Raw genomic sequence first — 19,999 nt, forward strand, 5'->3', positions numbered from 1 at the left:
GTTATACTTCGAGCAATGTATGACTTGTCACCGTCAACAGGCTCGCAGTAAACCTGCGGTAATCTCAATTTCGAGAGGAGAAATATGAATAAACTTTCAAAGCTCGCGTTCATTGCAGCTACCGCAGTTATGGCTGCATCCGCTTCGGCACAGTCGGTGCCGGCGTCGCGTCAAGCCGTCAACGACAACTGGGTGAACGGCACGGGCGAATGGGTGTGGATGAACGGCACGAACGAGCTCTGCTGGCGCGATGCGTTCTGGACGCCGGCCACCGCCAACGCGAAGTGCGATGGCGCACTGGTCGCCCAGGCACCGCAGCCGCCGGTCGCTCCGGTCGCTCCGGCCATCACGAGCCAGAAGATCACGTATCAAGCTGACGCACTGTTCGACTTCGACAAGGCAACGCTCAAGCCGCTGGGCAAGCAAAAGCTGGACGAACTGGCTTCGAAGATCGAAGGCATGAACACGGAAGTGGTCGTCGCAACGGGCTACACGGACCGCATCGGTTCGGACAAGTACAACGACCGTCTGTCGCTGCGCCGTGCGCAAGCCGTGAAGTCGTACCTGGTCAGCAAGGGTGTGCCGGCCAACAAGATCTACACGGAAGGCAAGGGCAAGCGCAACCCGGTTACGACTGGCTGCAACCAGAAGAACCGCAAGCAACTCATCGCCTGCCTCGCACCGGACCGCCGCGTGGAAGTCGAAGTGGTTGGTACGCAGCAAGTGCAGAAGACGACCGTTCCGGCAAACTAAGCCGCGGTTTTCGACTGCTTCAAAGCCCCGCTCCGGCGGGGCTTTTTCATTGACGCCCGTCCAGGCGCTCGCTGGCCTCGTCGTCCGCCCGCTTATATACTCGGGGCTGACGCACCGAAGCACCGCCCTCCTCTCGTAGCCCGTTTGCCGACATGACCAACGCCGATCCGCACGAACTCCAGAAATTCAGCGACCTCGCTCACCGATGGTGGGATCCGAATGCCGAATTCAAACCGCTGCACGACCTGAACCCGGTCCGGCTCGGCTGGATCGACGCGCATGCGCACCTGGCCGGCAAGCGCGCACTCGACATCGGCTGCGGCGGCGGCATCCTGTCCGAATCGATGGCCGGGCTCGGCGCCCAGGTGAAAGGCATCGACCTGTCGACCGAAGCGCTCGGCGTGGCCGATCTGCACAGCCTCGAAAGCGGCATTTCGGTCGAGTACGAGGCAATCGCCGCCGAAGCGATCGCCGCGCGCGAGCCGGGCACCTACGACGTCGTCACATGCATGGAAATGCTCGAGCACGTACCGTCTCCCGGCGACATCGTGGCCGCGTGCGCGACGCTCGTGAAACCGGGCGGCTGGGTGTTCTTCTCGACGCTGAACCGCAACCTGAAGTCCTACCTGTTCGCCGTGATCGGCGCGGAATACATCGCGCAAATGCTGCCGAAGGGCACGCACGATTACGCGCGCTTCATCCGCCCGTCGGAACTGGCCGGCTTCGTGCGCGCGACGGATCTGCACATCGTCGAGATCAAGGGCATCACGTACCACCCGATCGGCAAGCGCTTCGCGCTGTCGAACGACACCGACATCAACTACCTGGTCGCGTGCCGTCGCGGCGCGTGACCCTCCACCCGGCATGACGACTCCCCTTTCGACCGCGCGGATCGCAGACGAACCGCGCCTGTTGCACTGCGATGCGGTCCTGTTCGATCTGGATGGCACGCTCGCCGACACGGCGCCCGATCTCGCGGCAGCCGTCAACAAGATGCAGCGCGAGCGCGGCCTGCCCGAAACGTCGCTCGACGTGTTGCGGCCGCTGGCTTCGGCCGGCGCACGCGGCCTGCTCGGCGGCGCGTTCGGCATCGATCCTCACACGGCCGGTTACGAAGCGATGCGCGACGAGTTCCTGGCCAACTACGCGGCCGATCTGTGCGTGCATACGACGCTGTTCCCCGGCATCGGCGACGTGCTCGACGAACTCGAGGCGCGCGGCGTGCGCTGGGGCATCGTCACGAACAAGGCGATGCGGCTCACCGCACCGCTCGTCGAGTTGCTCGGCCTCGCGCCGCGCGCCGCCTGCGTCGTCGGGGGCGACACAACCCCGCACCCGAAGCCGCATCCGGCCCCGCTGCTCCATGCCGCCGGGCAACTGACACTCGCGCCCGAGCGTATCGTCTACGTGGGTGACGACCTGCGCGACATCCAAGCCGGCAGCGCCGCCGGCATGGCTACGGTCGCGGCCGCATACGGCTACTGCGGCGACGGTATCGCGCCGGCCGACTGGCAAGCCCAGCATCTCGTCGGCACGACGCAGGAACTGCGGCACCTGCTGCGCGATGTTGGGCTATAATGATCGATCTTATCCGCGGGGGCGACCTGGTTTCGACAGGGGTTGTGAAGCGGCTAGGGCATGTCGAGGACCCGTCACCTCGTTAATCAATGGGAAAATCGTAACTGCAAACGACGATACGTTCGCACTGGCAGCCTAAGGGCCGCCGTCCTCTGCCTAGTTCACTGACGGGCTAGTGTCGCAAGACCGGTAGCAATACCGCCAGAGGTCATTTACGTCAGTTAAGCCCTGTCGGCGTCGCGACGCCAGGGTCGAAAATCTAGCGAATCGCCGTAGTGCAGCGTGTTCGTCCGCGTCGCTGCGGTTAAATCAAAAGACTGGACTAAACATGTAGAACTAGTCGTGGAGCGCTTCTGGACGCGGGTTCGATTCCCGCCGCCTCCACCAAATACCCGCCAAACGTTCACCACGTTTCGCAAAGAAAACCCCGCCGAGCCTTGCTCCGCGGGGTTTTTTGTTGCCGGCGAAACGCACACGCCCCATCCCCTCCGAAAAAGCGCCCAGCCCCGGACGGGCCGGGCGGAATGCCGCCGGTCTCGCGGCGGCAGGAGGTGACGGATGTTCTGCCGCGCCAGCGCCATCATCGGTTGCGCCGAATGGCGGCCGGCCCGGGGGGGGCAGGCGTCGGGCACGACGCATCGCCGCGCCCGTGTTCGCCCATACCAGACGACGTGCGGCTTAGCTGCCGCGATACAGCGACTTCATTTCTTCCGCGCTGGCCGGCCGCACGCCCATGGCGCGCGAACCCGACGCCGAAGCGCCCTGTGCCTGCGCACCGTAGCCGCTGGCGTCGGCGCCTTGCGCTTGCGCCAGCGCGCTGCGCTGCTGCTCAGCGATGCGTGCCGTTGCGGCCTGGATCGCTTCCGGATAATGCGGATCTTCGCCGCGGGCGGTGTTGTAACCGGCCTGCTGGAGTTGAACCAGTTCGGCACGGACCTGCGCACGGGTGATCGTCGAACCCGACTGGGCGAACGACACGACCGGGGCAACGAGAGCAGCGGCAACGACAACGGCTTGAACGAGCGACTTCATGATGACCTACCTCCAGATTTGTCTGATTCGGCGGTGAACACCTTGATCAGCGCCGACAAACCGAAGTTTATGTAGGTGGATGCTTAAGAATAAGGCAGGTTTCAGGAAGACATCCTTCCTGATTTACGGGTTAACCCTAGATTCCTGTTGGAATGGCAACGCGGGCGATCGGCCGCTTCGTCCGTCCCCGCATTGCGAGAAGGCTCGCCGAAAAGCAGGAGCCCCGCGATGCGACGGGCTTCGCGGGGCTCGAATAAAGCGGGATCGGGGCAGAACGTGCGCAGCCGTCTGTCAGTCGATCAAATCACTGCGCAGAAGACCGCGCCCGTTCAGGCGCAGACGCGCCGCCTGCGCGTTACCGGGTATCCATCGGGCACTTCAGGTTGCAGCCGTTCGGGTCGCCCAGGTCACCCTTGCGGCGCAATGCCGACTTCTTGCCGCTCTGGTATTTCTCGGACGGCGCCGACGCCGCGAACGGCATCTGCGGATGTTCGTTCAGGCGGAACTGTTCGCTCAGGATCCCGCCGGGCACACCCGGGGAATTCTGCGCGAACGCAAGCGGCGAAGCGACGACCAGCAGCCCTGCGGTCAACGCTGCCGCGGCAAGGGGAACGGAAAATTTCATGGCGGGATGACGCCTGAACGGCGTGCTTGTTGGAACGTTGATCAAGCGGCAAGCGTAGCGCAAATCCCCCACTGCTGCAGCGCGGTCCGGTCGCGTCCTCGTTACCGGGAATTGCGGTCCGGCACGCTCGTGCCGTCGCTGCCGGCAAGCCCCGTCGCGATGGGTTCCAGCGCGCCGCACGCAGACGGATCGTAGCCGTCGAGATGCGCGACGCGCTCGACGAACCGCGCGTCGCGCAGCAGCGCCAGCACATCGGCGAGCGGCCGCACATCGAGCCGCGCACGTTCGCACGCGAAGTAATAATCCTCGTCGACGACCGGGATGAAGTCGAGCCCGAAGTGACGGGCGGCCGGCTCGACGCCGAAACCGAGATCGGCCATGCCGCTCGCGACGAACGCCGCGATCGCCGAATGCGTGAGTTCGGCCGACGCATAGCCGTCGATACGCTCCGGATCGATGCCGATCGCGCGCAACGCGAGATCCAGCAGCATGCGCGTGCCCGACCCCGGCTGGCGATTGACGAAGCGGATGTCGCTGCGCGCCAGATCCGCCAGCCCGCGCACCTGCTTCGGATTGCCGCGCGGGACGAACAACCCCTGCTGGCGGCGCGTCAGGTGGATCAGCACGTGGCGTGTGTCGTCCAGCCAGGGCCGGTAGATTTGCGCGCACTGCGCGCGAAACGCGCCGCGCGGCAAATGGAAGCCGGCGAGGTCGCATTCGCCGCGCGCGAGCGCCTGCACGGCCTCGACGCTCTCGCGATACTTGATGTCGACGGCCGCCTGCGCATCGACGAGCGCGGAGACCAGCGTCGCGACCGCATAACCATGCGACGCATGAATGCGCACGGCGCCGTCGCGCTGCGCGAGCCGCCGGTTCAACTCGCTGGCCACCTCGGCCGCGAGCGTGCGCAGGTTCCCGTCGAGGCGGCTGCGTGCCAGACGCTGCGCATCGACGACGGCCTGCCCGAGCGCCGACAACGTCGAACCCTTGCCGCGCGCGGTTTCGATCAACTCTCCGCCGATGCACGATTCCAACGCGCGGAGCATGCCCCACGCGTGCCGGTACGACAGCCCCTTGGCTTGCGCGGCCTGCGCGATGCTGCCCGTCCCGGCCACGAGTTCCAGCAGCGGAGCGACATCGGACAGACTGGCCGAGCGACCTTCCGTGTCGCGTACGGTCAGATACGCGTCGCATTCGATCCGAATCAATTATGTACTCCGATTTCCTATTGCGACCGCGAAATCTTCCGCTTATCGTTGGTCAAAATCAATCAGAACGAAGTCCCGCTGCGCACTATATGAATTGCGAGCGCATATGAGACTTTGGAGGAGCATAACGATGTCCCCGAATTCCCCTGCGCCCGACGCGCTCGTCGAGCGCCATGCGTGCGCCGGCCGGTCGCTCGTCGCGATCCTGCACGCGATCCAGGACGACGCGGGCTACGTGCCGCCGGGCTGCGTCGCGCCGCTCGCCAAAGCACTGAACCTGTCGCGCGCGGAAGTGCACGGCGTGCTCACCTACTACCACCACTTCCGCACCACGCCGCCCGCCCGCGTGACGATCCAGATGTGTCGCGCCGAAGCGTGCCGCAGCATGGGCTGCGAAACGCTCGCCGCCCATGCTGAAGCCCGCACCGGCTGCCGGTTCGACGCCGCGCACGGCGCTGCCGCCGCGGCCGGTACGCCGGACGCCGTCGCGCTCGAATCGGTCTACTGCCTCGGACTGTGCGCGCAATCGCCGTCGATGACGGTCAACGGCGTGCTCCACGCGAAGGTCACGCCGGAGAAGTTCGACGCGCTGCTGGCCGACGCGGTCGCCCACACGCCGGAGGCCGCATGACGACCCGCATCTACGTTCCGCGCGATTCGTCCGCGCTGGCGCTCGGCGCCGACGCGCTCGCCGCCGCGATCGTGGCCGAAGCCGAACGGCGCGGCGTCGCGGTCGAACTGATCCGCAACGGGTCGCGCGGACTGCTGTGGCTGGAGCCGCTCGTCGAGGTCGGGACGGCCGCGGGCCGCGTCGGCTATGCGAACCTGTCCGCCATCGACGTGCCGACCCTGTTCGACGCCAACTGGCTCGACGGCGGCACGCATCCGAGCAGTGTCGGCCTCGTCGACGCGTTGCCCTACCTCGCCCGTCAGCAGCGGCTCACGTTCGCGCGGATCGGCCTGACCGATCCGCTGTCGATCGACGACTATCTGCAACACGGCGGCCTCGCCGGCCTGAAGAACGCACTGGCGCTCGATGGCGACGCCGCCTGCGAAACGCTGATCGAATCGGGGCTGCGCGGCCGCGGCGGCGCGGCGTTCCCGGCCGGCATCAAATGGCGTACCGTGCGGCAAGCACGCGCCGCGCAGAAATACATCGTCTGCAACGCGGACGAAGGCGATTCGGGCACGTTCTCCGACCGCCTGATGATGGAATGCGATCCGTACTGCCTGATCGAAGGGATGATCATCGCGGGCGTCGCCACCGGCGCGACGGTCGGCTACATCTACGTGCGCAGCGAATACCCGCACGCGATCGCGACGCTCGAAGCCGCGATCGTTCGCGCGCGCGAAGCCGGCTGGCTCGGCGAGCACGTGCTCGGCTCCGCGCATGCGTTCGAGCTGCACGTCGCGAAAGGCGCGGGCTCGTACGTATGCGGCGAGGAAACGGCGCTGCTCGAATCGTTGGAGGGCAAGCGCGGCGTCGTGCGCGCGAAGCCGCCGCTGCCCGCGCTCGCGGGCCTGTTCGGCCAGCCGACCGTGATCAACAACGTGATCACGCTCGCGACGGCGCCCGTGATCTTCGCGCGCGGCGCGGCGTTCTATCGCGACTACGGGATGGGCCGCTCGCGCGGCACGCTGCCGTTCCAGCTGGCAGGCAACATCCGTCACGGCGGCCTCGTCGAGCTCGCGTTCGGCGTCACCCTGCGCGAACTGCTGTTCGACTTCGGCGGCGGCACGGCCAGCGGCCGGCCGGCACGCGCCGCGCAGGTCGGCGGCCCGCTCGGCACCTACCTGCCCGACCATCAGTGGGACGTGCCGCTCGACTACGAGGCGTACACGGCAATCGGCGCGGTCGTCGGCCACGGCGGCATCGTGCTGCACGACGACACGTCGAATCTCGCCGAGCTGGCCGAATACGCGATGAAGTTCTGCGCGATCGAATCGTGCGGCAAGTGCACGCCGTGCCGGATCGGCTCGACGCGCGGCGTCGAGACGATCGCGCGGATTCGCGACGGCGACACGTCGGAGCGGCAGGTCACGCTGTTGCGCGACCTGTGCGACACCATGCTCGCCGGCTCGCTGTGCGCGATGGGCGGCATGACGCCATACCCGGTGCTGTCCGCGCTCGACCATTTCCCCGAAGATTTCGGGCTCGCCGCCGGCAAGGATGCCGCGTCGGGCCCGGTCAAGGCTGCGGCCTGACCCAGAAGGAGCCCTGCATGTCCCTCGACACGAACAACGTCCGCCAAGGCGGCTGCGGCTCGGGCCAATGCGCGTGCAAGAGCGCCGCACAGGCGCGCGCATTCGATCCGTTCGACGACACCGACTACGGCACGCCGCAACGGCATGCCGACACCGACGTCACGCTCGAAATCGACGGCCAGCCGGTCACCGTGCCGGCCGGCACGTCGGTGATGCGCGCGGCGATCGAAGCCGGCGTCAACGTCCCGAAGCTCTGCGCGACCGATTCGCTCGAGCCGTTCGGCTCGTGCCGGCTGTGCCTCGTCGAGATCGAAGGCCGGCGCGGCTATCCGGCGTCGTGCACGACGCCCGCCGAAGCCGGCATGAAGGTGCGCACGCAGTCGGATCGGCTGCAGTCGCTGCGCCGCAACGTGATGGAGCTGTACATCTCCGACCACCCGCTCGACTGCCTCACCTGCCCGGCCAACGGCGACTGCGAGCTGCAGGACATGGCCGGCGTGGTCGGCCTGCGCGAAGTGCGCTACGGCTTCGATGGCGCGAATCATCTGAAGGACACGAAGGACGAATCGAACCCGTACTTCACGTACGATCCGTCGAAATGCATCGTCTGCAACCGCTGCGTGCGCGCGTGCGAGGAAACGCAGGGCACGTTCGCGCTGACGATCGCCGCGCGCGGTTTCGAATCGCGCGTGGCCGCCGGCGAAAGCGAATCGTTCATGGCATCGGAATGCGTGTCGTGCGGCGCGTGCGTGGCCGCCTGCCCGACGGCCACGCTGCAGGAAAAATCCGTCGTGCAGCTCGGGCAGGCCGAGCACTCGGTCGTCACGACCTGCGCGTACTGCGGCGTCGGTTGCTCGTTCAAGGCCGAGATGAAGGGCACGCAGGTCGTGCGCATGACACCGCACAAGAACGGCCTCGCGAACGAAGGCCACGCGTGCGTGAAGGGACGCTTCGCGTGGGGCTACGCGACGCACAAGGACCGCATCACGAAGCCGATGATCCGCGAGAAGATCACCGATCCGTGGCGCGAAGTGAGCTGGGACGAGGCGCTCACCTACGCGGCGACGCAATTCCGCAAGCTTCAGCAGAAGTACGGCCGCGATTCGATCGGCGGCATCACGTCGTCGCGCTGCACGAACGAGGAAACCTATCTCGTGCAGAAGCTCGTGCGCGCCGCGTTCGGCAACAACAACGTCGATACCTGCGCACGCGTGTGCCACTCGCCGACCGGCTATGGTCTGAAGACGACGCTCGGCGAATCGGCCGGCACGCAGACGTTCGCCTCGGTCGGGCAGGCCGACGTGATCGTCGTGATGGGCGCGAACCCGACCGACGGCCATCCGGTGTTCGGCTCGCGGCTGAAGCGGCGCATACGCGAAGGCGCGAAGCTGATCGTGATCGATCCGCGCCGCATCGACGTCGTCGACGGCCCGCACGTGAAGGCCACGCATCATCTGCAGTTGCGCCCGGGCACCAACGTCGCGATCGTCAATGCGCTGGCGCACGTGATCGTCACCGAAGGGCTGGTGGCCGATGCATTCGTCGCCGAGCGCTGCGACACGCGCGCGTTCGAGCAATGGCGCGACTTCGTCGCGCAGGCCGACAATTCGCCCGAGGCCACCGCCGACGTGACGGGCGTGCCGGCCGAGCGGGTGCGCGAGGCTGCGCGCCTCTACGCGACGGGCGGCAACGCGGCGATCTATTACGGCCTGGGCGTGACCGAACACGCACAGGGCTCGACCACGGTGATGGGCATCGCGAACCTCGCGATGGCGACCGGTAACGTCGGCCGCGAAGGCGTCGGCGTCAATCCGTTGCGCGGCCAGAACAACGTGCAGGGTTCGTGCGACATGGGCTCGTTCCCGCACGAACTGCCCGGCTACCGGCACATCAGCGATGCGGTCGTGCGCACGCAGTTCGAGCAGGCGTGGTCGGCTACGCTGCAGCCGGAGCCTGGGCTGCGCATCCCGAACATGTTCGACGCGGCGCTCGACGGCAGCTTCAAGGGGCTCTACTGCCAGGGCGAGGACATCGTCCAGTCGGACCCGAATACGCAGCACGTCGCGGCCGCGCTGTCGGCGATGGAATGCATCGTCGTGCAGGACATCTTCCTGAACGAAACCGCGAAATACGCGCACGTGCTGCTGCCGGGCTCGACGTTCCTCGAGAAGGACGGCACGTTCACGAACGCGGAGCGCCGTATCTCGCGCGTGCGCAAGGTGATGCCGCCGCTCGCGGGCTACGCGGACTGGGAAGTGACGCTGTTGCTGTCGCAGGCGCTCGGCTACGACATGCACTACACGCATCCGTCGGAAATCATGGACGAGATCGCCCGGCTCACGCCGACCTTCTCGGGCGTGTCGTACGCGAAGCTCGATGCACTCGGCAGCATCCAGTGGCCGTGCAACGAACACGCGCCGGAAGGCACGCCGACCATGCACATCGACGCGTTCGTGCGCGGCAAGGGCCGGTTCGTGATCACCAAGTTCATTCCGACGCCGGAGAAGGTCACGCAGCGCTATCCGCTGATCCTGACGACGGGGCGCATCCTGTCGCAATACAACGTCGGCGCGCAGACGCGCCGGACCGAGAACGTCCGGTGGCACGAAGAGGATCGCCTCGAGATCCATCCGCACGACGCGGAGGATCGGGGAATCCGCACCGGCGACTGGGTCGGCATCGAGTCGCGTGCCGGTCAGACCGTGTTGCGCGCGCTGGTGTCCGATCGCATGCAGCCGGGCGTCGTGTACACGACGTTCCACTTCCCAGAATCGGGCGCGAACGTGATCACGACGGAAAGCTCCGACTGGGCGACGAACTGCCCGGAATACAAGGTGACGGCCGTTCAGGTGATGCCGGTTGCGCAACCGTCCGACTGGCAACAAGCGTATGCGCGCTTCAACTCGGAGCAGCTCGAGCTGCTCGAGCGCCGCGCCGCTGAGCCGGCCGGCGTGACGACGGGCAAGTGAGACTGCGATGAACAACGAACACTTGATCGACATGGCCAACCAGATCGGCGCATTCTTCGAATCGATGCCCGATCGCGACGAAGCGCTGGCCGGGATCGCCGACCATATCCGGCGCTTCTGGGAGCCACGGATGCGCCGTGCGTTGCTTGCCGCGCTCGACGATCCATCGAGCGAAGCCGGGCAACGCGCGACGCCGATCGTGCGCGATGCGATCGCCGCGCATCGCGCGTCGCTCGTCCCGGCCGCGGCGCCCGCCTGACCGCGCGGCTACGCGGATACCGACATGCCCGCGAACCAGCTTTCGCAGTGGCGCAGCAGCGCGTTCGCGTCGGTCGCCGTGCGCCCGCGCGCGGCAACGTAGCCATCGGGCCGCAGCAGATAGAACGACGGGCGCGAGCGGCCGTATTCCTGCGCGAGCCCCGCCGTACCATCGCCTTCGGCATCGGCGACGCGCCACACGCGCACCGCTTCCGGCATGATCCGCTCAAGCCCCTGCACGAGCGCCTGCGCATCGGCCGGGATCGGCGGCACCTCGCCGGCGTCGGTATCCACCGGCTCTTCCAGCAGCAACAGCGTGAAGCAGGCCGGATCGTGAAGATCGTATAGCCGCGCCGTGCCGGGCGCGCGACCGAGCGGCCCGTCGACCACGTGCACGAGTGCGTCGGGCGCCCGCTCGCCCGCGCGCGGGGCGCCGTCGAGCACGCGCTCGAGCGTGAGCGGACTCTTCCGGTATTGCACGCCGAGTTCGCTGACCGTGCGCCTGACCACGTCGCGCATCGGCCCGAACGACGCCAGCAGCGGCACGACGTGATCGCGCAGCAGCTTCATCGCGCCGCGCTCGGCTTCGACGACCTGCGTGACGAAACCGGTCTGCCGCAATACGTCGCGCTCGATCGGGTGGCGCTCCACGTGATACGTGTCGAGCAACCGCTCGGGCGCGCCTGCCCCAAGGACGCGGGCGAGCTTCCAGCCCAGGTTGAACGCCTCCTGGATGCCGGTGTTCATGCCCTGTGCGCCGGCCGGGCTGTGGACATGCGCGGCGTCGCCCGCGAAGAACACGCGGCCGTGACGCAGCCGGTCGACCATCCGGCTGTGCAGGTGGAAATAGGACGACCACGCGAGATCGCACGGCGAGATCGATGCGCCGACGCGAGCGCGGATGATCGCGTCGCATTCGTCGAGCGACGGCGCCGGCGCGTCGGGCGACGCGTCACTGCGGGGCGGCCGGTCCGCGACGAGCCGGTAACGGCCGCCTCCCATCGGAAACAGGCCCGCGATGCCCGCGGGTGTCGTGAACAGGTGAATCTCTTCGTCCGGCCAGCCGGGTATCGCCGCGAAATCGGCCAGCAGGAAAGTCTGTTCGAACGCATGCCCGGCAAAGCCCAGGCCGAGCAGATGCCGGACAGTGCTGTGCGCGCCGTCGGCGGCAATCAGGTATGACGGGGCGAACGACTCGTCGCGGCCGTCGGCGCGGCGCAGCGTCACGTCGAGCGACGTGCCGCCCGCATCGCAGGCGGTCAGCGCCGTCCCGCGTTCGACGCTCACGCCCATGCCGGCCAGGTGCTCGGCGAGCAGCCGCTCGGTGATGCTCTGGTCGAGAAACATCAGATACGGATAGCGCGTTTGCAGCGGATCGAAATCGAGCCGTGCGATCACGCGGCCGTCGGCGTGCAGCTCGGCCGCATGCGCGCGATGACCGAGCGCGAGAAACGGCTCGACCGCGCGATGCTGCTCCAGCAGTTCGAGCGTGCGCGCCTGGATGCCGATCGCACGCGAAAACGGCGCGGGCGCGACGAGACGATCGATGATGCGCACCGGCACGCGGGCACGCGCGAGGCTCATCGCCGCGGCGAGGCCGGTGGGCCCCGCGCCGACGATCAGCACGGGCGGGATATCAGGCAGTGTGTCAGCCATGAGAACCTCGATGACACGCGACTCTGCAAGTCTACGCCGCTCCGCGTCACGGGGCCATATGCCAACCAGCCGATACGCGGCCCCGCCGCGCGGTGTGGGAAAATACGCGCTTTCCGCCAGTTTTCGCGTCATGGATTCCGCATTCGACCAGGCGTACGCCGCGCACCGTGCCGGCCGCCTCGCCGAGGCCGAGCACGGTTATCGCAACGCGCTCGCCTCCAACCCCGCCGATGCCGACGCGCTGCACCTGTTCGGCGTGCTGCGGCACCAGCAGGGCCAGCACGCCGAGGCGGCCGATCTCGTCGGCCGCGCCGTCGCGCTGCGTCCGGACGACGCCGCGCTGCACCTCAATCTCGGCAACGCGCTGAAAGCGCTCGGCCGGCTCGACGAAGCGATCGACCGCTTTCGCAACGCGCTGACGCTCGCGCCCGAATTTCCGCTCGCGCACTACAACCTCGGCAACGCGTATGCGGCACTGCAGCGTCACGACGATGCGATCGACGCCTTCGGCCGTGCGCTGCGGCTCACGCCCGACGACGCGTCGATCCACAACAATCTCGGCAACGCGCTGAACGCGCTCGGCCGCCACGACGATGCGCTCGCCGCGTTCGGTCGCGCGCTTGAACTCCGGCCCGGGCATGCGGGCGCGCATAACAACCTCGCGATGGCGCTGAGCGCGATGGGTCGCGCCGATGATGCGATCGCGCACTTCCAGGCCGCGATCGCCGCGCAGCCGCGGTTCGTCGCCGCGCATTTCAATCTCGGCAACACACTCGATGCGGTCGGCCGGCATGCCGAGGCAGCCGCGGCATTCGAAGCCGCGCTCGCGCTGCACCCGCCGTTTCCGCTCGCGCTGTTCGGGCTCGCGAATGCGCTCTGCGCGCAGGCGCGCCACCGCGACGCACTGCCCTACTACGAGCGCGCCGTCGGGCTCGATCCTTCGTTCGGGCTCGCATGGCTGAATCTCGGCAACGCGCATCACGCGCTCGGCGCGCACGAGATGGCGCTGCGCGCATTCGACCAGGCGCTGCGGGTCGCGCCCGATCTCACGCTCGCGCGGCTGCACCGTGCGGTCACGCTGCTGACGCTGCGCGACTTCACGCGCGGCCTGCCCGCCTACGAAGCGCGCCACGAGACGCCCGGCGCGACGCCGCTCGGCGCGCTGCCGCGCTGGCAGGGCGAGCCGATCGCGTCGCGCACGCTGCTGATCCGCGCGGAACAAGGGTTCGGCGACACGCTGCAGTTCGTTCGCTTCGTGCCGCTGGCCCGCGCACGCTGCGCGCGCGTCGTGCTCGAAGTCCAGCCGGAACTCGTCGCGCTGCTGACGCCGGCCGCGTCGCGCTGGCGCGTGACGCTCGTCCCGCAGGGCGCCGCGAAGCCGCCTGCCGCGGACGTCGCGTGCACGCTGATGAGCCTGCCGTTCCTGCTCGGGCTGCAGCCGGATGACATCGTCGGCTCGCGCTACCTCGACGCACCCGACGGCGCCCGCCGGCGCTTTCGCGGTTCGCTCGGCGGGCAATCGAAGCGCAAGTTGGGCCTGGCATGGTCGGGGCGTCGGCAGGCGCAGGAAAACCGCTCGATGCCGTTCGACGCGCTCGCGCCACTCCTCGCACTGCCGGACATCGACTGGATCGTGCTGCAGCCCGCCCTCGACGACGACGAACGGGCGCGCGTCGACGCGCATCCGCGCGTGCATCGTCTCGACGGCCGGCTGAACGACTTTGCCGATACGGCCGCGCTGATCGAGCGCCTGGACGGCGTCGTCACGATCGACACCGCGGTCGCGCACCTCGCGGGCGCGCTCGGCAAGCCGCTGTGGGTCATGCTGCCGTTCGCGGCCGACTGGCGCTGGTTCACCGGCGACGACTGCCCGTGGTATCCGCGAGCCAGGATCACCCGCCAGCCTGCGCCGGGCGCGTGGCTCGACGTGGCGGCCTCAGTGGCCGACATGCTGCGCGACGCATGACCGCAAGCGAAAAAAAGGGAGCGCATCGCGCTCCCTTTTCGATGTGATGCGCGGCCCGCCGCGCACCATGCCGGCCGCCGTCAGGCTGACTTGTACTGGTTGCGCGCATCGGCCGTGCGATACAGCACGAGCGTCGCGATCAGGCCGCAGATCGCGGCCACGCTCAGCCACAGCCCCGGCGCCGCCTTGTTGCCCGTCTGGTGGATCAGCAGCGTCGAGATCGCCGGCGTGAAGCCGCCGATCGTCGTGGCCAGGCTGTACGCGAGCGAGAAGCCGGCCGTACGCACGTCGGCCGGCATCACTTCGGTCAGCGCGACGACCATCGCGCCGTTGTACGACGCGTACAGGAACGACAGCCACAACTCGACCGCGAGCAGCCGCAGGAACGACGGATCGCCGACGAGCCACAGCACGGCCGGGTAAGCCGACACCAGCGTCAGCACGGTGAAGGCGATCAGCACCGGGCGGCGGCCGATGCGGTCGGACAGCGCACCGGACAGCGGCAACCACACGAGATTCGAGATCCCGACGCAAACGGTCACGACGAGCGCGTCGAGCGACGACAGGTGCAGCACTTCCTTGCCGAAGGTCGGCGTATAGGCGGTAATCATGTAGAACGACACCGTCGTCATGATCACCATCCCCATGCCGGCCACCACGACACCCCAGTTGTCGAGCATCGAGCGCATGATCTCGCCCATCGTCGGACGGTGACGCTTCGCAAGAAACTCGTCCGTCTCCTTCAGCGACCGGCGAATCAGGAACAGGAACGGCACGATCAGGCAGCCGATCAGGAATGGAATGCGCCAGCCCCACGCGGTCATTTCCTCGACCGGCAGCGTGCGGTTCAACACGACACCGACGAACGCGGCGAACACGACGGCCACTTGCTGGCTGCCCGACTGCCACGACGTATAGAACCCCTTGTGGCCCTTCGTCGCGATCTCCGACAGGTAGACCGACACGCCGCCGAGCTCGACGCCCGCCGAGAAGCCCTGCAACAACCGGCCGAGCAGCACGAGCACCGGCGCGAGTACGCCGATCGTCGCATAGCCCGGGATCGCGGCCACGGTGAGCGTGCCGATCGCCATCAGCCCGAGCGTCAGGATCAGGCCCTTGCGGCGGCCGTGATGGTCGATGTACGCGCCGAGCACGATCGCGCCGACCGGACGCATCAGGAAACCCGCGCCGAATACCGACAGCGACAGCATCAGCGACGCGAACGCGTTACCGCTCGGAAAGTACGTTTTCGCGATGGCCGACGCGTAATACCCGTAGACCATGAAGTCGTACATTTCCAGGAAGTTGCCGCTGACGACCCGGAAGACGGTGCGGACTTTCGATTCCTGCGCGATCGCAGGGGACGTTGTGGACATGTTTTCTCGCTCAGCTCGGGTGGCGCGAATACCGCACCGCATGAATCCAACGATGCGCGACGCGCAGGGTGAGCCCGCGCGCCCGGGCATCGCTGCCCGCCGGCGGCACGGCGCGTAACGACGCGCCACCGGCATGATTCGCGAATCATGCCACGCCAGGCCGACATTTGCCTTGTGGCGCCCCTTGGCGCCCCAGTCGTGGCCGTCGCGGCATCCGCCTCGTACAAGTCGCCCCGAAACGAGCACAAGAATCAGATTGATCTGATCGACCTGCCTTCGCCGGCTGACCACAATGTCACGATTTGCAACGACATTTCCGCGCCGCGCCGGCACGGTCGCCGATGTCGCACCGCGTACCCCTTTCATGATCCCATCGCCCCTCGTCCCGGTCGAAGGCGCGCTCGCCCGCCCTCGCATCAACCCGCTCGATCAGGTCCCGCCGTTTGGTCGCGAATGGCGATTTTTCGGTGCACTTGGCGCCGGGCCCCGCAGGGACTGCCTCGCGGCCCTGACGACGTCCTGCATCGATGTCGAGCGGCCGCACCATGCGTGCCAATGGCAGCCGCTATCCGTGGCGGCGACACTGCCGGCCTCGCCCGGATTGACTGTCACGCCGGCAGTCGTCCCCGGCCGGCGCTTGCGCCATCCGGCCGCCAGTCCTCGCGACCGGCGCGCGGTGTACGCCGCCTGCTGGAGCACCGGCGCCCTCGGCATCATCGGCTGGCTGATCGGCACGTACGACCCGCCCGCGGATTTCGGTCCCGCGTACGCGATTCAAGCGGCCGGCGGTGTGGCTGATCGCGTCACAACATCGACCGGCACCATCCATGTCGCCGCGACTCGACCGGCCACCTCGACGACCGCCATGCCGCAGCGCAAGGTCGCGGCGCCTGTCGCGAACACGACGAAAGCGCCGCCAGCCAAGCACCGCACCCCGCCTCGCCCCGCATCGCTTCACCCGCAAACGGCGCCCGACATGCGGCACGCCGCGCCTGCCTCGCCACGTCGGGCAACCGGCCAGCGCACGACGCAGGCACCGCCCCGCACGCCGGTCGTGCCACGGCTCGCCGCACATCCGCCGATCCAGCGTGCACCGCTCCAGCGCGCTGCGGCCAACACCGGCACAACCGATCGACTCGCTCCGCCGCGCACGGCAGACACGCGCGATACACGCGATGTGCTCGACGATCCGGCCACGCTGATCGCCATGGCGAACGCGCTGCGCGGCACGCAGCCGGCCCGCCCGGCGCACCCGAGCGCGGCCGGTTTCGACTGGACGTCGCAACTGTCGCACCGCCGCGTGACCGACGTGCCGGACGCGTTCGCGCACTGACGCCCGCGCAATAAAAAACCCGGCGAAGATCGCTTCGCCGGGTTTTCGTTCGTCTCGCTCCGTCCGTTCGACGAATCGTTACTTGTGCGCGGGCAGCCCCGTCTCGTTCTGTCTCTCGAGTTGCCGCACCTGCTCCTGCAGATCGCGCAACTGCAGCTGCGCTGCCCACTTCTCGACCTGCAGCGCCTGGGCCTGCTCCTGCGCCGACCGCTGCCGCTGCGCGACTTCGGCCTGCTGGCTGCGCGCGACGCTCAAGTCGGCCTGCAACTGCTGCGCACGATTCGCCTGCAGCGCGATCACGCGTTCGAGAAATGCCTTCTGCGCCTGCAGTTCGGTCCGACGGATCTCGATATCGGCGAGCTGCGCGGTCTGCTGGACGAAGTTCGCGTACACCATCTCCGCGCGATTCTTTTCCTGCGAGCGGATCACGCGCCACAGATTCTTGTCCTGAAACAGCGCGACGTAATACGTCATCTCGCGCGGATCGAACATCAGGCTCGCACCGTAGCTGCCGTTGTACGTCGTTCGCATCTCGACGATCCGGCCGTCGTGCAGCATCTGCGTCAGCTCGGCGACGTTGCCTTGTGCGGCGGCGTCCGTCTCGGCCGTGGCCGATGCCGCCGGCGACGCGCTGCCGCTCAGGCTCGTGACCGCCGGACGCGTACCGGCGACGGGGGCGGTCGCCTCGGCGGACCAGGCCGCGCCCGCTTGCGCGCAGGCAACCAGTGCAACGATCCACGTTGCGCATCGTGCAGGGGAAAAGTTTCGGAAAGCCAACGTCAGACTCCGGCGAACGAATCGGAACTCGCGATTATCGTTCAAAACGAAACGGCCGCATCTCGAATTAAACGGGATGCGGCCGGGGCTGCCTGTAATGCGAAAAATACGGCGTGCTACAGGCGCGTTTCGCGTGCCGCGCGCAGGAATGCATCGAGCAGCGGCGTGCAATCGAGCAGTTCCGAGCCGCCCGCGCGATGAAATTCCGGATGCCACTGCACGCCGACGACGAACGGCGAACGCCGATGGCGAATGCCTTCGATGATCCCGTCGCCGGCCGACACGGCCTCGATGTTCAGATCGCGGCCGAGATCGCGGATCGCCTGATGGTGAATCGAGTTGACGATCGCTTCGCTGCGCCCGGGGAACATGCTCGCGAGCGTCGACGAATCGGGAAAGCGGATCGCGTGACGATGCTGGTCGTAATGCTCGCTCACGTGCGCATTCGCGGTCGGCACATCGGTCGCGATGTCCTGGTACAGCGAGCCGCCGAACGCGACGTTGATCAGTTGGCAGCCGCGACACACGCCGAGCACGGGTTTGCCGGACTCGACGAATTCGTGCAGCAGCTCGAGCTCGTACATGTCGCGCACGCGATCGCCCGGCCACTCGGGGCGCGCATCCGACGCCGCGTAGGTCTGCGGCGATACGTCGGCGCCGCCTTGCAGCAGCAGGCCATCGAGATGCTTCGCGTAATCGCGCAGGCGGATGTTGCTCGGATGGATCATGCCTTGATGGCCGACCGTCGGAATCATGAACACGAGCACGTCGCGCGACATCACCCAGTGGGCGATCGATTCCTCGAGATACTGCAGCGTCTTGCCGCGCAGCCCCTTCGCGCCCGGCTCCGGATGGAAGATCCGCGCCGACACGCCGATGCGCAGCGTGCGCTGCGTGATGCGCTGGCCGGCACGGTCGAACAGCCGCCGCGCGCGGGCCGCGACGATCCGGCCGAACACCGACCACGGCGTGTCGCTCTGCTTCAGGTAGGCCGGCGGCGCATTCTGCGCGTTCGCGGGCGGCGGCCGAGGCGTGTCAAAATCGGGCGGCGCGCCGAAGCCGGGCGGCGGCGCGCCGGGCTTCGGCGGGGCGACCGGGGCGGAGCCATCGCTGACCGTGCCAGCCGCGCCCGGCTCGGATGCAGCCGTGACGGGCGACGCACCGTCATCGGCGACATTCTCCGCGGCGGCCTGCGTGGCCGGCGCATCGGGCGTTTTCGCCGGATCGGGGCGGGGGGAATCGGAAGAAGCGGAAGAGGTGCCGGGCAGACCGGCCGGGGAAGGCGTGTTTTCGCTCATGACGATGGTCTGATGCGTCGCTCGCGCGTAGGGATAGACGAGGATTCATTATGCTTCAGTGCACGATCGCACGGTAAACCTGCAACATCCTGTCGATATTGTTGCAAGTCGATGGCAAGGCGCGCCGCAGAGCGGCTGGCCTCACGCACCGGCGCTGCCCGTCTGACGTCACCCGCGCTGGACACCCGTGATATATCACAATAATATCCATAGGTCGCCCTACGCTTCCCGGGCATCCGCGCCATGATCGCGCCCCTTCCGACCCCGACGCCGCAACCGCCATGAGCACCCTGACCGACGTCACCCGCGATCGCCCAGCCGCGTCGCCGGCCAGCCTCGCCGACCGCGCGTACGCGCTGATCCAGCGGGACATCATCACGATGCGCCTGAAGCCGGGCGCCGCGCTCAACGAAGCCGACCTCGTCGCACGCACCGGAATCGGCCGCACGCCGGTGCACCAGGCCGTGCATCGGCTCGTGCTCGAAGGGCTGCTGTCCGTGATGCCGCGCAAGGGCTTGATGGTGCAGCCGCTCTCGCTCGACGACATCGTCGCGGTGATCGACGTACGGCGCATCAACGAAGCGCACTGCGCCGAACTCGCCGCGCGCCATGCGACGCCTGACGATCTCGCGCGCCTGGCCGCGCTGCTCGACGACGGGCAGGCCTGCGTCGACACGCACGACGTCGAGGGCATGATGGAGCTCGACCGCGCGTTTCATCAGACGATCGCCGCGGCCGCGCGCAACGCGGTGCTCGCCGACATCCTGCGGGCGCTGCACGAGCGCTCGCTGCGCTTCTGGTTCGTCACGCTGTCCGAACCGCACCATCTCGCCGACGTCCAGCACGAGCATCGCGCGCTGTTCGACCGGCTGTCCGCCCGCGACGCCGCCGGCGCGCGCGCGGCCGTCGAAGGCCATATCGATTCGTTCCGCTCCACGCTTCTTCAACATCTTCGCCCCTGAGCC

General features: G+C 67.7%; 17 protein-coding genes and 1 other RNA gene. 11 read left to right on the plus strand and 7 right to left on the minus strand.

The window, feature by feature from the left end; translation table 11 throughout:
- Positions 1–84: 84 nt before the first annotated feature.
- From ompA to ssrA, 4 genes are all read left to right on the plus strand, one after another.
- On the plus strand, positions 85–753 hold the full coding sequence (ompA, locus tag HWX07_RS10975) for an outer membrane protein OmpA (protein ID WP_006476579.1): 669 nt from the start codon (positions 85–87) through the stop codon (positions 751–753).
- A gap of 152 nt (positions 754–905) precedes the next feature.
- Positions 906–1,604 carry a bifunctional 2-polyprenyl-6-hydroxyphenol methylase/3-demethylubiquinol 3-O-methyltransferase UbiG gene (ubiG, locus tag HWX07_RS10980; RefSeq protein WP_023475819.1) on the plus strand — a complete coding sequence of 233 codons (699 nt, stop codon included), beginning with the start codon at positions 906–908 and terminating at the stop codon, positions 1,602–1,604.
- Between the two features lie 13 nt (positions 1,605–1,617).
- Complete coding sequence (gene gph, locus HWX07_RS10985; protein WP_175876321.1) at positions 1,618–2,331, plus strand: phosphoglycolate phosphatase; 714 nt, start codon at positions 1,618–1,620, stop codon at positions 2,329–2,331.
- Between the two features lie 17 nt (positions 2,332–2,348).
- Positions 2,349–2,718, plus strand: a transfer-messenger RNA (tmRNA) gene (gene ssrA, locus HWX07_RS10990).
- 291 nt (positions 2,719–3,009) lie between these two features.
- Here ssrA and HWX07_RS10995 read toward each other — a convergent pair.
- The 3 genes from HWX07_RS10995 to HWX07_RS11005 all read right to left on the minus strand — a co-directional run bounded on the left by HWX07_RS10995 (position 3,010) and on the right by HWX07_RS11005 (position 5,196).
- A complete protein-coding gene (locus HWX07_RS10995; RefSeq protein ID WP_011544878.1) occupies positions 3,010–3,363 on the minus strand; it encodes a DUF4148 domain-containing protein in 354 nt (117 codons plus the stop codon).
- 355 nt (positions 3,364–3,718) lie between these two features.
- Complete coding sequence (locus HWX07_RS11000) at positions 3,719–3,988, minus strand: hypothetical protein (RefSeq protein WP_011544877.1); 270 nt, start codon at positions 3,986–3,988, stop codon at positions 3,719–3,721.
- A gap of 101 nt (positions 3,989–4,089) precedes the next feature.
- Positions 4,090–5,196 (minus strand): substrate-binding domain-containing protein, encoded by a 1,107-nt coding sequence (locus tag HWX07_RS11005; RefSeq protein ID WP_175876322.1) that lies wholly within the window; start codon positions 5,194–5,196, stop codon positions 4,090–4,092.
- A gap of 130 nt (positions 5,197–5,326) precedes the next feature.
- On the opposite strand from HWX07_RS11005, the gene HWX07_RS11010 reads away from it, so the two are divergent.
- Genes HWX07_RS11010 through HWX07_RS11025 form a run of 4 tightly spaced genes read left to right on the plus strand, consistent with a single transcriptional unit; the run spans position 5,327 to position 10,629 of the window.
- The gene (locus HWX07_RS11010; RefSeq protein WP_175876323.1) at positions 5,327–5,827 is read left to right on the plus strand and encodes an NAD(P)H-dependent oxidoreductase subunit E; all 501 of its coding nucleotides are present in this window, start codon (positions 5,327–5,329) and stop codon (positions 5,825–5,827) included.
- Positions 5,824–7,401 (plus strand): formate dehydrogenase beta subunit, encoded by a 1,578-nt coding sequence (locus HWX07_RS11015; protein ID WP_175876324.1) that lies wholly within the window; start codon positions 5,824–5,826, stop codon positions 7,399–7,401. The genes HWX07_RS11010 and HWX07_RS11015 overlap by 4 nt, the downstream gene beginning before the upstream one ends.
- Positions 7,402–7,418: 17 nt before the next feature.
- The gene (gene fdhF, locus HWX07_RS11020; protein WP_175876325.1) at positions 7,419–10,370 is read left to right on the plus strand and encodes a formate dehydrogenase subunit alpha; all 2,952 of its coding nucleotides are present in this window, start codon (positions 7,419–7,421) and stop codon (positions 10,368–10,370) included.
- A 7-nt stretch (positions 10,371–10,377) separates the two neighbouring features.
- On the plus strand, positions 10,378–10,629 hold the full coding sequence (locus HWX07_RS11025) for a formate dehydrogenase subunit delta (RefSeq protein ID WP_175876326.1): 252 nt from the start codon (positions 10,378–10,380) through the stop codon (positions 10,627–10,629).
- Positions 10,630–10,637: 8 nt separating this feature from the next.
- Here the strand turns inward: HWX07_RS11025 and HWX07_RS11030 are convergent, their stop codons facing one another.
- Positions 10,638–12,284: an FAD-dependent monooxygenase gene (locus HWX07_RS11030; RefSeq protein WP_175876327.1), complete on the minus strand. Its 1,647-nt coding sequence runs from the start codon at positions 12,282–12,284 to the stop codon at positions 10,638–10,640.
- 58 nt (positions 12,285–12,342) lie between these two features.
- On the opposite strand from HWX07_RS11030, the gene HWX07_RS11035 reads away from it, so the two are divergent.
- Positions 12,343–14,250 carry a tetratricopeptide repeat protein gene (locus HWX07_RS11035; RefSeq protein WP_175876328.1) on the plus strand — a complete coding sequence of 636 codons (1,908 nt, stop codon included), beginning with the start codon at positions 12,343–12,345 and terminating at the stop codon, positions 14,248–14,250.
- Between the two features lie 80 nt (positions 14,251–14,330).
- On the opposite strand, the gene HWX07_RS11040 is transcribed toward HWX07_RS11035, so the two are convergent.
- Complete coding sequence (locus tag HWX07_RS11040) at positions 14,331–15,626, minus strand: MFS transporter (RefSeq protein WP_012328115.1); 1,296 nt, start codon at positions 15,624–15,626, stop codon at positions 14,331–14,333.
- Positions 15,627–15,918: 292 nt separating this feature from the next.
- On the opposite strand from HWX07_RS11040, the gene HWX07_RS11045 reads away from it, so the two are divergent.
- Positions 15,919–16,959 (plus strand): hypothetical protein, encoded by a 1,041-nt coding sequence (locus HWX07_RS11045; RefSeq protein WP_226209104.1) that lies wholly within the window; start codon positions 15,919–15,921, stop codon positions 16,957–16,959.
- A 78-nt stretch (positions 16,960–17,037) separates the two neighbouring features.
- Here HWX07_RS11045 and HWX07_RS11050 read toward each other — a convergent pair whose 3' ends face one another.
- Together HWX07_RS11050 and HWX07_RS11055 are read right to left on the minus strand one after the other, a co-directional pair.
- Positions 17,038–17,736: a DUF2968 domain-containing protein gene (locus HWX07_RS11050; protein ID WP_175876329.1), complete on the minus strand. Its 699-nt coding sequence runs from the start codon at positions 17,734–17,736 to the stop codon at positions 17,038–17,040.
- A gap of 116 nt (positions 17,737–17,852) precedes the next feature.
- Positions 17,853–19,034, minus strand: coding sequence for a type 1 glutamine amidotransferase (locus HWX07_RS11055; protein WP_175876330.1), 1,182 nt, complete (start codon positions 19,032–19,034; stop codon positions 17,853–17,855).
- A 281-nt stretch (positions 19,035–19,315) separates the two neighbouring features.
- On the opposite strand from HWX07_RS11055, the gene HWX07_RS11060 reads away from it, so the two are divergent.
- A complete protein-coding gene (locus HWX07_RS11060) occupies positions 19,316–19,996 on the plus strand; it encodes a GntR family transcriptional regulator (RefSeq protein WP_027813414.1) in 681 nt (226 codons plus the stop codon).
- Positions 19,997–19,999 lie beyond the last annotated feature (3 nt).

Source organism: Burkholderia sp. BCC0097, assembly GCF_902832985.1.
In the GTDB taxonomy this organism is placed as follows: Bacteria; Pseudomonadota; Gammaproteobacteria; order Burkholderiales; family Burkholderiaceae; genus Burkholderia; species Burkholderia orbicola.